This is a genomic window from Achromobacter sp. RT286_PF (assembly GCF_059760425.1).
The window spans coordinates 188,619-204,516 of sequence record NZ_JCBAMR010000004.1 but is presented as its reverse complement, the minus strand read 5'-3'; the positions used below and the strand labels follow the sequence as shown (position 1 = coordinate 204,516).

13 protein-coding genes are annotated in these 15,898 nt (G+C 55.4%); 5 read left to right on the top strand and 8 right to left on the bottom strand.

Annotated features, from left to right (window positions below; genetic code table 11):
• Positions 1-2: 2 nt before the first annotated feature.
• The 5 genes from AC6LJY_RS06125 to AC6LJY_RS06105 are packed head-to-tail and all read left to right on the top strand — an operon-like array spanning position 3 to position 5,181.
• Positions 3-1,079 carry a rhamnan synthesis F family protein gene (locus tag AC6LJY_RS06125; protein ID WP_498135494.1) on the top strand — a complete coding sequence of 359 codons (1,077 nt, stop codon included), beginning with the start codon at positions 3-5 and terminating at the stop codon, positions 1,077-1,079.
• A gap of 26 nt (positions 1,080-1,105) precedes the next feature.
• Positions 1,106-1,897: a methyltransferase domain-containing protein gene (locus tag AC6LJY_RS06120; RefSeq protein WP_485813279.1), complete on the top strand. Its 792-nt coding sequence runs from the start codon at positions 1,106-1,108 to the stop codon at positions 1,895-1,897.
• Complete coding sequence (locus AC6LJY_RS06115; protein WP_498135493.1) at positions 1,897-2,262, top strand: GtrA family protein; 366 nt, start codon at positions 1,897-1,899, stop codon at positions 2,260-2,262. Before AC6LJY_RS06120 ends, AC6LJY_RS06115 begins: the two co-directional genes overlap by 1 nt.
• Before the next feature lie 52 nt (positions 2,263-2,314).
• The gene (locus tag AC6LJY_RS06110) at positions 2,315-3,595 is read left to right on the top strand and encodes an NAD-dependent epimerase/dehydratase family protein (RefSeq protein WP_498135492.1); all 1,281 of its coding nucleotides are present in this window, start codon (positions 2,315-2,317) and stop codon (positions 3,593-3,595) included.
• Entirely contained in the window at positions 3,592-5,181 is a 1,590-nt protein-coding gene (locus tag AC6LJY_RS06105; RefSeq protein WP_498135491.1) for a GMC oxidoreductase, read from the top strand. The genes AC6LJY_RS06110 and AC6LJY_RS06105 overlap by 4 nt, the downstream gene beginning before the upstream one ends.
• On the opposite strand, the gene AC6LJY_RS06100 is transcribed toward AC6LJY_RS06105, so the two are convergent.
• From AC6LJY_RS06100 to wecB, 8 genes are all read right to left on the bottom strand, one after another.
• Positions 5,178-6,023: a polysaccharide deacetylase family protein gene (locus AC6LJY_RS06100; protein WP_498135490.1), complete on the bottom strand. Its 846-nt coding sequence runs from the start codon at positions 6,021-6,023 to the stop codon at positions 5,178-5,180. The genes AC6LJY_RS06105 and AC6LJY_RS06100 overlap by 4 nt on opposite strands.
• Positions 6,024-6,065: 42 nt before the next feature.
• Positions 6,066-6,998: a GNAT family N-acetyltransferase gene (locus AC6LJY_RS06095; RefSeq protein WP_498135489.1), complete on the bottom strand. Its 933-nt coding sequence runs from the start codon at positions 6,996-6,998 to the stop codon at positions 6,066-6,068.
• A 75-nt stretch (positions 6,999-7,073) separates the two neighbouring features.
• Positions 7,074-7,913, bottom strand: coding sequence for a class I SAM-dependent methyltransferase (locus tag AC6LJY_RS06090; protein ID WP_498135488.1), 840 nt, complete (start codon positions 7,911-7,913; stop codon positions 7,074-7,076).
• Between the two features lie 116 nt (positions 7,914-8,029).
• Complete coding sequence (locus AC6LJY_RS06085) at positions 8,030-9,058, bottom strand: glycosyltransferase family 2 protein (protein WP_498135487.1); 1,029 nt, start codon at positions 9,056-9,058, stop codon at positions 8,030-8,032.
• Positions 9,042-11,480: a glycosyltransferase family protein gene (locus AC6LJY_RS06080; RefSeq protein ID WP_498135486.1), complete on the bottom strand. Its 2,439-nt coding sequence runs from the start codon at positions 11,478-11,480 to the stop codon at positions 9,042-9,044. Before AC6LJY_RS06080 ends, AC6LJY_RS06085 begins: the two co-directional genes overlap by 17 nt.
• Positions 11,481-11,491: 11 nt before the next feature.
• Positions 11,492-13,582, bottom strand: a complete 2,091-nt coding sequence (locus AC6LJY_RS06075) for a hypothetical protein (protein ID WP_498135485.1) — start codon at positions 13,580-13,582, stop codon at positions 11,492-11,494.
• Positions 13,583-13,592: 10 nt separating this feature from the next.
• Entirely contained in the window at positions 13,593-14,687 is a 1,095-nt protein-coding gene (locus AC6LJY_RS06070; protein ID WP_498135484.1) for a glycosyltransferase family protein, read from the bottom strand.
• Between the two features lie 15 nt (positions 14,688-14,702).
• Positions 14,703-15,866 (bottom strand): non-hydrolyzing UDP-N-acetylglucosamine 2-epimerase, encoded by a 1,164-nt coding sequence (gene wecB / locus AC6LJY_RS06065; RefSeq protein WP_498135483.1) that lies wholly within the window; start codon positions 15,864-15,866, stop codon positions 14,703-14,705.
• Between the last annotated feature and the right edge of the window lie 32 nt (positions 15,867-15,898).

Sequence of the window (15,898 nt, the reverse complement as noted above, 5' to 3'; positions counted from 1 at the left end):
AAATGAAGAAGTATTTTCGTGCGTTGCGGACGATGGGTGCCTTGGGCACGTCTGGAGGCGGGCTGCCAGGCTTGCTCCGCAAAACTGTCCGCATGTATCAAAAAGAAGGCGTTGGTGGGTTCAAGCGCCTCTTTTCGGCTGCTGTGCGCGGCCACGCTTTGTCGGGACCGATTCCCAATCGCCCAAGCGATGCGGACGATTTTGCATTCGAAGTTCCTTTTGCGTATCCCGTCAGTCGCGATCCATCGCTACGCATCTGTGCGGTCGTCCACGCCTTTTACCCCGAACTGGTGCCGCAAATTCGAAGCTATCTCGAAAGGGTGCCCGGTCAGCTCGATGTCTACATTTCGACCACATCCGATGAGAAGCGCAACATCATCGAAGCCGCGATGCTTGACTATGCGGGAGGCTCCGTCGAAGTCCGGGTGTTCGAGAATCGGGGACGGGATATTGCGCCCAAGCTAGTGGGCTTTGCCGATGTCTACAGCAGGTACGATGTCGCGCTCAGTCTGCACACTAAGAAGTCCCCGCATGGGGGCGAGATGTTGGCGCCCTGGCGTGACTATCTGTACGATCATCTACTTGGGTCCCCGGAGATCGTTGCGTCCAATCTTGAGCTCTTGCGCCAAGATCGGATTGGCATGGTATTTCCACAGCATTTCTTCCCCTTGCGAAATCACCTTGCCTGGGGTCCTAACTTTGAGCCTACGCGCGCGCTGCTGGAGCCGCTTGGTGTCGCGGTAGAAGCAGACGCGTATCTTGAGTGCCCCTCGGGGTCCATGTTTTGGTGCCGAACCGACGCTTTGAAGCCTTTGCTGGGATTGAATCTGACTTTTGACAGTTTTCCCGATGAGGCTGGGCAAACCGACGGCACCCTCGCCCACGCGATAGAACGGGCCTTCCTCTACAGTCTTGAGGGGGCGGGCTATAAATGGGCCAAGGTGGTGTTGCGAAATTCTTATCCTTTACCTTCGACGATCGTACCAGTTCACAGCATCGTCGATATTGAGCAAGGCATGTCACGCGTGTACCGATCATTACTGGGGTCGAAGGTGACTACAGTGAAGCGGAAATCCTAAAAATGTGATTCTGACTGAGTGAGAACATGAACTGGCTTGCGGATTATCTACGCGATTCAAGCGTGAAGGATATGAATGTGGACGGCGGTGACCGACTGTTGATCCATAGTCAGATTTTGGCGCGAAAACCCATGCTGCAAGCCGTGTTCAACAGTTTTCATCATACGTTTGAGCGGTTGGATCGTCGCTTTCTCACTGCGTCGGGTTTGCGTGTCGAACTAGGGGCCGGCGTTGCCCCCATTCGAGATAGCTATCCCGATGTTCTTGCTACAGATATTGTCCATGGGCCCCATCTTGATCGGGTGGTGAATGCTGAAGAGATGGATTTTCCCGATCGGTCCGTGAGAGCGATATTCGGACAAAATTGTTTTCATCATTTTCCCCATCCCGATCGTTTTTTTAACGAATTGTTGCGGGTTCTGCCGGAAGGGGGCGGGTGCATTCTGCTTGAGCCATATTACGGGCCTGCAGCAGCCTTTACGTTCAAGCGCCTGTTTAGTACCGAAGGTTATGACAAGAAATTTCCGTCCTGGGAAACCCCAGTGGCGGGGCCGATGAATGGCGCCAATCAAGCCTTGAGCTATATAGTTTTTAAACGCGATAGAAAGATGTTCGAACAAAAGTTTCCACAGCTGCGCATTGTCCACGAGGAAGTGTGCAATAACTATTTACCTTATCTCCTTTCCGGTGGGCTGAATTTTCGCCAGCTATGGCCGGACGGAGCGCTTCCCCTGCTTTCCGGAATTCAGGGTGCGTTGAAGCCGTTCTCGCGCCTGCTCGGACTGCATCATGTGGTTGTTTTGCGCAAAGAGATCTGATGCGATTTGCTCGTTACGTATCAGTTCAGATCGGCGCTTATGTCATAGACATGGGCGGTTTTGTGTTGCTCAGCAAGTACCTGCTCACGCCGATTTTGGTGGCGAACATCATAAGTAAGCTCTGCGCAGGCTTGTTTGGTTTTTTTGTTCATCGGGTTTTCACTTTTCGCGTGAGCGATTCGGATCGGACCTGGCGGCAGGCGGTGACCTACTTCGCGCTGCTGGGTTTGAACTTGCCCTTGTCTGCCTTCATCTTGCACGGTGTGCTGCAGGTGGTGGCTTGGCCGGTACTCGCTAAGTTCTTTTCCGATGTTATTTGCGTATTTCTTAGCTATTGGCTGAGCAAGCGGTTCGTGTTCTTGTGAGAGCGCACTTGCTTCATACGTGGCCTTGTCGTCGGCTCCTGGGGACCCCTCAATGAAGTTGTTGATTACCGGAGCGACCGGCTACATCGGACGGCGATTGGTCGCCGCTGCCGTAAAGCGTGGACACCAAGTGGTGGTGTCAGGTCGTAAGCGTCCCTCGGACATGGACATTGACTGGGTGCATTTCGACCTGACCAATCCTCAGGCGGTCGAGCTGCCAGATGGTCTGGATGCAGTGCTTCACCTGGCGGTGGTGACATCGTCCAGTGCTGAGCTCGAAGACAGGGAAGTTGTCGCCGGGCAGTCGCTGCTCGACGCCACGGCACGCGCCGGCGTGCCGGTGTTGTTCGTTTCCAGCCAAACGGCGCGTTCGGATGCGCCCACCGCTTATGGGCGGAACAAATGGAAGATCGAGCAATCGGTGTTGGCGCAGCGTGGCTGGGTGGTGCGCCCCGGACAGGTCTATGGCGGCAGCGAGGCCGGCCTATTCGGCGTCCTTGTGAATGTCGTGCGACGGCTCCCCATACTTCCCGCGTTTGTACCTGCACCGCGCGTCCAACCGGTGCATGTTGATGATTTGGTGCTGGCGTTGTTGAGTTGCCTTGAACGTCGACCACAATCTGGAATCTTCCAGATCGCCGAGCCCGATCCCATCACCTTCACCACCTTTTTGTCAGCGATCGCGCACGGACGTATCAGGCGCAAGCGCGTCTTTGTTCCAGTTCCTGTGGTGTTGGTCAAGGCGGCCATCGCGGTGCTGGGTGCGGAAAGCAGTCGCCGGATAGGCTTGGATCGTCTGCTTTCCCTGTTTGCGCTGCCCTTGATGCAAACGGCGGCCGATCTGGACCGACTTGGCATCACGCCCAGGCCACTGGCCAGTGGCATGACTTACTCAGGTTCTGCACGCCGCCGCTGGCTAATAGAGGAAGGGCGAGCGATGTTGACGTATGTCCTGCGCGAGGAACCCACCGGTGAATTGATACGTCGATATGTGCGCGTTGTTGAAAGCTTGCGCACCGTTGGTGCGCTCGACCTGCCTTCCTGGGCGCTGCGCCGTCCCTCGTTGCTTGCCTTGTTGGAAGGCGGGGCGTCGCTGCAGGATGACCTGCGGGAGGAGTTGGCTTGGCGGTTCAACGCGGCGGTGACGCTGGCCGAAGCCAACCCTCAGGGGGCTCGTCGATTTCTATGGTTGGGTGAGCGACGACAAGGCGGGCTGGTCAAGGCGTTTTATGTCTGCCGGGCGATTGCGAGTGAGGCACTTGCGCGATTGGGCAAGCTGCTCGTGATTCCCTTGATCGTCGGTTTGAAGGGCAAGAGGGGCCAGCGAGAGTGAATCAGGATTTTGACGTCGTTCTTGTGGGAAGTGGTCCGGCCGGCGTCTCGGCGGCCTTCCCTTTGCTTGAAGCTGGACTGCGCGTTCTGATGGTCGATGGCGGAAAGATCCCGCCTGTCCCTGCGCCCAGTGGGCAGTTCTTGGACCTGCGTCAGCGGCAACGCGATCAGTTCGATTGGATACTCGGTTCGGATTTCCACGCCTTACGTCATGATGGCGCGATTTCACCAAAATTCCGGACGCCCACTCAGGCGTATGTATTCGAGGATTATGCTCGCGTCAATCGGATCGAAGCTGAATCCTTCATTGCCGTCGGCTCCTTGGCCAGAGGCGGGCTCTCGAATGCTTGGGGCTGTGGCGTGGCCAAGCTATCTGCTGACGAGTTATCGGATTTCCCATTTCCACACCAGGCGCTTGATGCTTCCTATGAAGCTGTGGCATTGAGAATAGGGGTGAGCGGCGCAGCCCAGGACGACCTGTCGTCCGAACTTGGGCTGGATCAGTATGCACAACCGCCCGTGGCGCTAGACCCTTTGCAAAGCAGACTGCTTGCGCGATATGAAATGCATCGGCAGGCTTCGGTCGCCGCGGGATTTCGCATGGGGCGAGCGCGCTCCGCAGTCCTGACGCAAGCGAAAGACGGCAGGCAGGCGTGCGACCTATCAGGCTCGTGTATGTGGGGGTGTTCCCGGCGATCGTTGTACTCCGCGACCGAGGACCTGCGTCTATTGCAGCGGTATGCCAATTTTTCTTATCTCCCGGGGTTTGTCGTCGAGCGGGTGCTGCGTGATTCGGGATGCATGGTGGTGCAGGGCGATGACGGCACGGGAAAGCAAAGCTGGCGCGCGCGTCGCGTCTTGCTCGCCGCCGGGACCATTGCGTCTACGCGCCTTGCATTGATGGCAACGGACAACATATCCTCGGTGGGGATGCAATCCTGTCCCACGGCAGCGTTTATGGTTTGGGTTCCCCGCGTATGGGGGCGGAGCCGCTCGCCCGCCTTCGGGTTGGGGCAACTGGCATACACGCTGTACATCGGAGATGGCCGACACAAAGGCTATGGGGCGCTCTTCGACACGACCGGCATTCCGATGGCAGAATTTTCGAAATTCATGCCACTCGGAAAGCGCTTTGGTGTCGACGTGCTGTCCTCTTTATTGAGCTCTTGCGCCGTGGGAAATTTATTCCTGCCGGGGCGTCTGACGAAGGCAACGCTCTCCTTGCGCAATGACAGTTTGCATGTCGCCGGACAGTACGATGACGAGGTGCCGAACTTGATCGCGGATGCTGCCAAGCAGCTGCGGGCGGAGTTCCGCCGCCTTGGGGCTTGGGTGCTGCCTCGGAGCTTCACCATCGGGCGCCCGGGCTCCGACATTCACTACGCTGCCTCGTTCCCTATGCGTCATCGCCCCGAACCGGGGCAGACCGATCCGTGGGGCGAAGTTTGCGGGGTGCAGGGGCTGCACATTGTGGACGGTGCGAGCCTCTCCAATCTGCCGGCCAAACCCCACACACTGACGATAATGGCTAACGCTGATCGCATCGGGCGGCGGTTGGCCGCCGATCTGGTCGCAGGGCGCGCCTAGCGTCCTTCAGCTGGCTTGGGCGTGTAGTCGAAGGTCCGCAGCGTATGCGAGAAACTGGAGACCCAGGCATCGAGCGTCGTTGAAGAATGTGCGTCAACCACGCTCAGAATTTTCTGCATGGTATTGCGCCGGTTGAACCACAACAACACACTTGTCCACAGGGCGGCGCCAGAGATTTGTGCGAATGGCTCTTTGTCGTCGAAGTCATAGGGATGGCAGTAGGTCCAGAGGCACGACGTATCTGACGCCTGGCGCAGCAGCCTATTGATTACCCCTTGCGGCATATACCTAAGATAAAAGCCGCCCAGATAGGGCAACCTGGCACTTCCCAGCTTGCCCACGGGGCAGGGAAGTTCGACCAGGCCATTTTGCCATTTGAAGGGTTCTTGCGGCGTGTTGGGAAAGCCATATAGCGGCGATCGCGTCGGCATGACGCTTGACGAGTAAGTAAATCCCAGCTTGCGCAAATCGTCTACGAACCAAGCGGTGCGTTCGACAAGGGAAAAGATTGGCGCGCGGAATCCGGTTATCTCTTTGCCAACGCAATCTTCCAGGATATGTTTGGCACGGGCCGTGCTGTCTCGCAAATCTTTGGGTGATTGCTTGTCCAAGGGAGTGTGATCCAGGCTGTGACAGGCGATCTCATGGCCCAACGAGGCGATTTCCCGCAACAATCCGGGCTCCTTCTCGGCTATCCGCGCAACCGTGAAGACGGTGCCTTTGATATTCCGTTCCGCCAAACTTCCCATCACCCGACGAGTCACGTCCGGATATCTGCTTGTACTGTCGTATCGGCCAAGATGGTCTTCCAGGTCGAGCGTAAAAAGGACGTTTTTGGTCATCGTTGGCTGGGATTGGGTAGAGAGAGGACTGATTGCTATGCGTCAATACGCATCGAAGTCCAGAAATTCGAAGGTGCTGAAGCTGACCTCTTCCGGGCTAGGCATTGAATCATCCAGCCGTCGGTAGATGAGATTGAGCGGCGAGGGCAGAAGGCGACGCGGAAGAGGCAGTCCGCGAGGTGACGCTTGCGCGTTGAATCCCGAATAAACGAAAAACGGGCTACGGTGGAAGCCGGCAGCTTTGCGCAGCAGTGCTTTGCTATCAACCTGTTGCGCAGGTGAGTGCGGAAGGAACTTCAGTGCCATGACGGCGGGAATGCCGGCTGCCAAGGGCGCGGAGGTCGTGACAAGCGTACCAGTGCGATGCGTGTGAACGGCATACTTGGCGCGGGGGCTGGATAGCCTCCAACGCAACTTGTCGCCGGTCCAGTTTTGGACGGTGCCCGTCATGGCCTGGCCGGCCTCAATAGCCGTGCAGATCGCGTTGAACTCCTGACTCTGCAAAAACTGCGGCGTCGCGCGATGGGAAACTGCGTCCCCTCTGCCCATGGGAAAAACAGCACCGGCAATGACCGGCAGCGGGCAGACAAGTTTGAAACCTAGCCGGCGGAGGAAGCCCGGGGTGGAGTTGGCGTTGGCGACGCCGATAATGGCTTGAACACCCTGCTCGGCGGCTTTCGCGTAGGACTCTTCGGCCTGCTTTGTAAAAAGCCCCTTGCCGCGCGCCTTTTCGTGGACGGCAGTGTTGAGAGAGAGCGCGAGGGACTTGATTTCCCGTCCGAATCTCCAGGCTTGAGGCACCACCGTATAGTGCCCGAGAAGTTCGCCGTCCTCAAAATAATCGCTCGGGATATGGTGGCCGTCTGGAGCAGAAAAATAAAGCCACTCCAAATACTCATGAGAAAATGCGCTGTCGGGGAACACACGGTTCAGCAGCTGCATTTGATTCTGAAGTGTGGGAGTCGTATCGGTCATAGGGAAAAATTCGAGGAAAAAGGCGGTATCGGGTCATGTCCGAAATGGACCGCCCATTTCGTATCTGACGGCTGATTAAGCTGTTCGAATGACGGGCGGCCTTGCCCGTTTAAAAAAAGAAAATCGAGGCGGAGTCACGCGTGCGGCAATTGGTATAGAACATCGATTTGGCCAGTGAATCCCCAAATCCAGATGTGGTTTGCTATAGATTGTAATGTCGTTAAAACCGGCTGAAATCAGCTCGCGGATTAATGACGCCTCTGAAAATAGTCGCATCTCCAGCGTGGTGCCCGGCCCCCCATGGAAGCAAAGATTATCAAACCTTTCGACCGTACCGTGCCGAGTGACGTTATGCAACACCCATTGCCCGTCAACTTCCTCAAGTTTCCAATCATGAAGGTTCGGGAACCATTCTCTAGTCTCCGCATTGGCCTCGCCCGGTCGATCAAACGGGACCGATATGATGAAGACACCATTTTCTTTTAGAAGCCGCCTGGTGTTTGTAAATGCTATCGAAATGGGGGGCGCGACATGTTCGAATACATCCGTCGAAACGACGAAATCCAATGATTCCGTCATTTTTCCACCGACGTTGGTGATATCCAGAAATGGCTCTTGGTGGTAATAGGTGTTGATGTACTTTAATTTGTGCGCCAAGCGATTGGCATACCCATCCCAGCAACTCATTCCGATTCCCACTATGTCCGGCCGTGGGGGCGAAATATCATCTATGGACATGCTTTCGCCAAACAGCTCGGCGGTCAATATTTGAACCATGGCGCGCATGCGCACTGTTGAGCCGCAACCGGAACACGATGCCTCCTCCCGGGTAAGGATGGTGGAGATAACCTCGTTTGCTGCGCTACAGATATTGCACTTAAACTTTACTCTCTGGTCAGGCTTTAGCGTGTTCATTTTAATGGTTCCACTAAATATGGCATGCGAAAAAGCGAAACTACAGAAACTAAAAATTTACGCAAACACCACGCAAATTTAGCAAATCTAACTATACATCGAGCTTACCCGTCGAATTATTTAGTCGAATTATTGAGTTGCGTTCTACTTTTGGCAAAACGAGTTTGACGGTGAATGATTCTTCTGGGCACCTGTGCTACGTCGTGACCAACAAATGCAAGCAGGAACTGCACTCCCATCAGCAGGGAAACCGTCGCGAGCATGATGGTTCCGACGGGTGCGGAAGTATTGTGACTGGCTGAAGCAATCCAGTTCGAGCCGCCAAAAAACATAGCGAACAGGACAAGAAATATGCCCATCGGCAGTTCGAGTGAGGCCAGCGACATATCGCGGAGATAATAGTTATAGGCAATCCGCTTGCACGCATTTCGTAGGTGCTTTGCCATGAACTCTCCAATGATCTTGGAGACTTTCAGATTGCTGACTTCGTCCCCATAACTGGCATCCATGGGGACATCCACTACGACGGCGCGTACGATATTCAGGCGAAAAAGGATGTCAGTTTCAAAAAAGTACCGCTGACTCAGCTTGTGCAACGGCAGGCGGCGCAGCACATTTACGTGAACAGCCGTATAGCCATTGGTGGGATCAAAAAGATCCCAATAGCCAGACGAAAATTTCGCCATGAAAGAAAGCATGGCATTGCCAAATAATCTTATCTTCGGCATGCCATGTATTTCTTCAAGATCGTAGAAACGATTGCCTTTGGTGTAATCGGCTTCGCCGCTGATTATCGGTTCGACAAAATCCGGAAGCAGGGCGGGATCCATTTGCCCATCGCCGTCAATCTTTACAACGATATCCTGATCTTCTTCGATCGCTGCGCGGTACCCGGTGATTACCGCTCCTCCGACACCTTTGTTCTGCTCATGAAAAATGACACGTACACGGGGATCGTCGCAGTTTTCTTCAACATAGCGACCGCTACCTTCGGGGCATGCGTCGTCCACCACATAAATGCGATTGCATTCCGGACCGATGCGGGCGATGACCCCTAAAACATGGCGGGTCACCTTGTATGAAGGGATAACAACCGCAATGCGCGGGTCGACTCGGGTCTGGGTCATATCAATAGAGTTCCACATGCAAGTCCTCCACGACTGCGGAGGTGTCATCGCGGGTAGTAATGTAGGGTAGCCCTTGACGCGCACCCACGGGCACTACAACTGCTTCAGAGAACGTAAAGCTCTCCGCGCGGCAGGCTATAAGTCGATAATAAGGATTGCCGCTATCCCAGTTCACCTGGGCAACGAAGTACCCTTTATTGCTGGTGCAACGTAGTTGTACTGTGTACTTGATCTGGTTTGCAATGCCTGTCGAGAACCAGTTGAAAGACTTTGGCTGGATGTTGGCCTCAATCGTCCGCTTGGTGTTCCCGGCATCGTCCGTTCCGGCAGTAGCGAGTGCCGTCTGAAGACTGAAGCCATCGTTGTAGCGTAGCTTTTCAGTGCCGACTCGATATAGAACAAGCGACCCGGACTGCTCGATGGCTCTGCCATGGTTGGCAAGGTATTCCCGCAACAGAGCAGCGGGAGTAGCGCCTGTTTCGGCATTTGCCTGGTTTGTAATAACGAATTCGACTTTTTCGGCGGCGAGAAAGTCTGCAGCCGCTTGGGGGCTCTTGATTGCCTTGAACTGCGCAGCGCGGCTCGGCGTGTACCAGTTCACATACAAAGGCGCGCCATGTAGCGTAGCACCGTAAGGAGTCTCCATTGGGTAGAGAACCCGCGCGCCAGGGGCAATGCTATTGATCTTATCGTTCAGCTTGATGGCAGGCGCATAATTAGTGGCGAGCCTGTCACGGCCTTCAGCAGTGTATGCGGATTGCGCCGCCCCTTGCATCAACCAGGAAATACCGCGGAAGGCGTACAGATTCAGCGCAATACAGATAAGTGCCACTGCGAGAAAAAGGATGCGCAAAATGCGGTGCCGTTCAGTAAACAGTACGGCCATGGTCGCCACGGCAAGCGGCATAACCGGGAAGAGATATCGCCAATATTGAATGGCGGCGAACATAATAAAACCGAATCCGAGTATCGGAATCAGCGTCAAGCGAAGTAGGCGGGAACTGCCTTTGAGCGCTAAAAATATCAGCGTGAACGGAAGCAGGAACAGGTATTGCCAGCCCGCAACGTAGTTCGTCGATTCAAAGTAATCCGATGTATTAAAGAAAGCACTTACGTAGCTATGAAGCGAGAATCCCTTAGTCCAAGTCGTATCAATGAAATTCTCAGGACTGAAAAAAGGTGATTTGAAGATCGCGTTGTAGAGCGGAAATACGGGGTTTCCGGTGACTTTCCACGCAAACGCATAGTTATGCAGAGCCGCAAAACTCAGAATCAGCAGCGTCATCAACGCCCAGATGGCCCCTTCCCGTCGCGGAAGTATGTTGCCCAGGCCGGTACGCAGGAGAAGCGTGACGATGCAAAGCACGCCCAGTGCAGCGGCGGGCAGCTTCACGGCGACGCACAAGGCGCCACAAGCCAGTACGCCCCATGCGTGGGTGGGACCTCCCTTGGTAGCGCCGCCAATGAGCACCATGGCAGCCATTGCAATTACCGCCAACGCCAATTCGGTCTGCAGTGATAGCAGCAGCACGCCAAGCATGGGCGTGCTGGCCAACAGGACGAGAAGAAGCCATTGCACGGGGGGACGCACGCGGGCCCGATGAAGCAGGACTGCGGTCATGGACAAGAGTGACAGTGCAAGCCCCAAATTCCATGCGCCGCGGAGGTCCATGCCCGCCATCAACGATAGCGCTGCATGCACCAAATCGGAAGCAAATGGCGCAAGCGACCAGATTTGGCCAGTGGGATCAAGTTCAGCCTTATGCTGCGTGGAAAAACTGGTCCACAAGCGTAGATGCATTGCATGATCGTCGAACATCAGACTTGGAAAACCGCTCCAGCGCAATACCCAGCCGATGGCGGCCAGCCCAGGCAACCATGCCCATGGCGGAATAGCCCTTATCCATTCCCCAGCGACTCGGAGCCGATTGTTGATGGCATGCTGGTACTGGCCTGCTGAATATCGGAAAAGAGGAGCTAGCGCGATCGCGCACAGACCCCAATAGACTCCGCGATAATTAACCCGGTAGTGAAGCATGAGGCTCCACACGCCAATCCAAAGCGCTACGCCCAGCACGACGGACTCCAGCGGATGGTTGAGTGCGTAGTCGGGTTCCTTATGGATGCGGCCGAGCAAGACTCCACCCAGTGCCCATGCGCTGATAGCCCACGCGCCGATGATCGCCAGATTGTCGAGCCCAACGCCCAAGCCGAGCCATCCAAGCACGATGGCGAGCGATACGACATTTGCATGGCGTCGCGTCAATACGCACAGAAGCATTCCGATGGTTAAAACGCCAGCCGTCCATATGGCGCCATCATATTGAGCGAAGGGCGGCCAGGCTGGCTCTTGCCACAAATAAAGTGGCGCAAACAAGGTGATTGCGAAAAGTATTGTCCAAGCGAGACCCTTGGTAATACCGTTGAATGGGCTTTGCACTAACGCTCTCTTTAGTTTGGGGGTGTGAGCGATCCCGGGGATCTGCTCAATTGGTACAACATGTATGGCCCTACCTGGTCAATGAGACGGCTTCGGCTGACCACGTATTCACGAACTGCTCGAGCTGGTATTTTTGTTGGGCCCGTATCGGTTTGATTGACAATAACAAAGCCTGGACGCTCTTCAGCTATGAAAGCGGCCGCATCGCGCTCGTCCTTGATTCCTTGGAAGCGCAGGGAGCGCGCCGGGGCATACCATGGGGTATAGATCGGATGGCCGTAAAGGGTTGCGCCCGACGGCGATTCGAATGGATAAAGCACCCGTGCATCTGGCGAGAGCATATTCACCGTTTTCGTAAGTGCAGCGACAGGCGCGAAGGTCTGAACTACCCACTCGCGTCCTTTTGCGGTAAACAAGCTCTGTGCGGGTATTTGCATTAATCCGGTTATGTTGCGGTAATGCTGCATGTTAAAACCAATGCAGGCGACCACCAACAAGGAAAATATAATTCGTGTCTTTGGTCGTCCATCGATGAAAAGAACGCCCATCAATATGATGGCCAAGGGCATTACGGGAAACAGATAACGCCAATATTGAACGGCCGCAAACATTGCGACTCCGAATCCAAACAGCAGAAGGAGGGAAATGCGCAATAGCAGGGGTGCTCCTGGAAGCGCGACCATAACCAACGCGATAGGCAACAGAATCAAATACTGCCAACCCGCAGCGTAGTTGCCGGATTCGAAATACTTGGAAGTCTCAAAGAAGGCGCCAACATAGCTGCGTAGCGAAAAGCCGGCAGACCAGGTCGTATCTCTAAAATTTTCAGGCGGGAAAAAAGGTGACCTGAATATTTCGTTATATAAGGGGAATGTCGGATTTTTCGTAAAATGCCACGCTACGCCATATGAGTGCAGGGCAACGAATGCCACGATAAGCAGAGTTAGCCATGCGGCCTTATTCGGCCACTTCTGCGGGATGAGGCTTCGGAAATCCACACGCATCGTGAGGGCTGCTATACATAGCAGTCCCAGCACCGCTCCAGGCAGCTTGATCGCAACGCAAAGCGAGGCGCACGCCAGAATCCCAACAATATGGTTGCGTCCAATTCTCGTGGCGCGACCAATCAGGTCCAGGGCGACTAGGGCAACAACGGCCAGCGCCAACTCTGTCTGCAGCGATAGCAACAGGTTTCCGAACATCGGAGTGCTCGCCAGCAGAATCAGCAAAAGCCATTGCCAGCGCGGACGTATGCCGGCCTGCGACAAAATAGACGCTGTCAGTCCGAGGGCCATCAACGCAAGGGCCAGATTCCACGGGCCGCGAATGTCACTGCCTGCCATCAACGACAGGGCAGCATGCAATAGGTCGGAAGCAAAGGGGGCCACCGACCAGATGTGATCGGTTGGATTGAATTCCGCTCGATGCTGATGGACGAACGTGGTCCACATTCGGAGATGCAGCGTATGGTCGTCAAACATCACGCTGGGCATGCTGCTCCAGCGTAGCACCCAGCCCATGACCGCGACACCGGGTACCCACATCCAAAATGGAACGGATCGCATCCACTTTTCAAAAGCGAAGATTCGCCCTGATATCGTGAGGCGAAGGCTGCCCTGGGGTAATTGTCTCAGGTGCGCGAAGGGTAACAGGCACAGTCCCCAGTACACCCCTCGGTAGTTGGCTTGGAAATGGAGCATGACGCCCCAGACGGCAAGCCAGGCGGTAATGCCCACCACCGTGGCTTCGACGGGATACGTCAAGGCGTAGGTTTGGTCTCTGTGCACCGCGCCAAGTAGTAACCCGCCAAGCGACCACGATGCGCCAAGCCAAATTGCCACCACTGCAAGATGGTCTATGCCTACCCCCAGGCCAATCCATCCGAGCGTAACGACCAGCAGCAGTGCATGGGCGTGGCGGAATGACAAGAGTGCAAATGCCAGGCCAGTCAGGACAACTCCCATTGACCAGATGACATCATCGTGCAGTCCTTGAAGCGGCCAAGCGGATTCCTGCCAGAGGTATCGGAAACCCAGGAATGCCAGCGCACAAAGCAGCCCACCGCCCAAACCCTTTGCTGTGTTCTTATTAGCGTTTCGCAATGGATTCTCTTCAGCTTATTGCGACCAGCAACTGCTTTCGGCCTCTTTCAGCAAGCTCAGCCAACCGATCCAGCACGATGAAGTTGCTCGAAACCAAATTTCTGTATTCATCGTCCACGGGCAAGCGGCACTCGGAAAGGTCTTCCATGCGCGCGTACCGCATTCCCAGGTCGACAAAGTCCCCGACCGCAGGTGTGCCCATAATAGGTAAAAGCCCGAAGCTGAGATACTCAATCAGTTTGGTCGGACAGGCAACACGGTTCAATATATGAGGCTCGCGGCATAAAATTCCATAGCTGCTTTCGGAATAGACCGTCCGCACGTCGGCGGGTCTTGCTGCGTAGATAGATAGTCGCGCGTCATCTATCGAGCAGTCTCTTGCAATAAATTTCTGCCGAAATATCTCGGGTTCGTGTGTCAGTATTTTCGCCGTGTACATCGACAAAGATTTGTGAACCGCTTCCACGATTCGATCCACCATTTGCCACGCTTGTGCGCCGCCGGCGTACACCACCGTCCCATTGGGCTGTTTAGCAACCCGTTTTCCTTTTTGGGCCTCCGGGAATATCGGACATACGATATTAATTCCCTCCGACCAGGGGTACTTTTTCTTGAAGTGCGATGACATTCTGCGCGTGACATAGATACGAATGTCTGCTTCAAGTACCGCCCAGGATTCCAGTTGATCGAGGACCTGGGCGTATTCCTTGTCGCCCATGAAAGCCGTTTCTTCGGGCACCACTCCGTGCATGTCCACAATAAACTTTCCGCCGCGCGAGTTTATAAGGTCGCGGATTTGCGGGTGGGCCAAGGGGAAAATGCTGTGCGAATAGATGGCGATGGCGCGCCGATACAGTTGAAGGACCGCGGTGCTTGGTTGGTCTCCAATCTCAAGTTCGAAGCAGTCATCCCCCAGCCGTCGAACATGATGATTGGGTCCGATAGCGGCATTGACAGTTACGTATATACGATTGCGCCCGCTCAAGTAGGAGTCGACCGTGGCGACCCGCTGGTGATAGCCCTCGCGGGGCTTGTCATCCATAGGGTTGACGCCATTCGCCATAACGATGACCGGGTCTTGAATTTGATGCAGGATGTCTTGCATACCATCGGGCCGCCTTTAAGCGCCCTTGGGGATTTGCGTGAGGTCCCAGTCGGCAACCGCCGAAAGACCGCCGGGGGTATCGAACAGGGCTGCGTGAGCGGCGGCAACAATTCGCGCGCTGGCGTGCCCGTCGCCATAAGGTGAATCACCGCGGCTCATCTGGCCGAAGTAGTCTGCGTCGTGAAGCAGACGCGTCGCCGTTTCCACGATGTTGCCCGTCTCCGTGCCGACAATCTTGACGACGCCGGCAGCCACTGCCTCGGGGCGTTCCGTCACTTCGCGGACGACGAGCACAGGCTTGGCAAGGGCCGGCGCTTCCTCTTGAATGCCTCCGCTATCAGTAATGACAAAGGTGCAGCGCTTCAAAAGCCCCACCATTTCTCGATAGCCGACCGGCGGTATGAGTTTCATGCGAGGCAGGTCGCCCAGCAGGCCCGACACAACGTCGTGGACGTTGGGATTCGGGTGGACAGGGTAGACAAGGGTCAGATCCGGGAATTCGTCGTGCAGCTGGCGTAGCGCCGCGCAGATGCGCTTTAACGGTTCTCCAAAGTTCTCTCGGCGATGCACCGTAACCAGTACGAGGGGCCCGGAGGTACCGAAATCCGCCGGCTCTGTTCGGTTCGCCATGCTCAGGAGGGCGTCGACGACCGTGTTGCCTGTGATCTTTATGGATGCCGCGTCGATGCCTTCGGCCTCCAGGTTGCTCTTAGACAACTCGGTCGGGGCGAAATGCAAGGCGGAAATTCTGCCCGTCACGATGCGATTGAATTCTTCCGGGAAAGGATGATGCAGATTCCCTGTACGCAGCCCAGCCTCCACGTGGCCGAATAGTATGCGCCGATAGAAGCAGACTACGGACGCGACCATCACTGTGGTCGTATCACCTTGGGCAAGCACCAGATCAGGGGCGAGATTCTCCAGCGCGGCGTCAAGTTGCAGGAACAGGCGGCCAGTCAGGGCGCCAAGGCTTTGATTGGCCTGCATAATGTCAAGGTCCCGATCAACACGGACGCCAAAGTCGCTTAACGTCTGCGTCAGGATTTGACGATGCTGGCCTGTAGACAGCACGATGGTGTCGGTCCAATCGCAATCCTGGAACGCCCGGATGACTGGTGCCATCTTGATTGCTTCGGGGCGAGTCCCCACGATGCAAACGACCCTTTTTTTCAGTTTCATATAGTTACTTTGACGTTTCGTGACTAAGCACG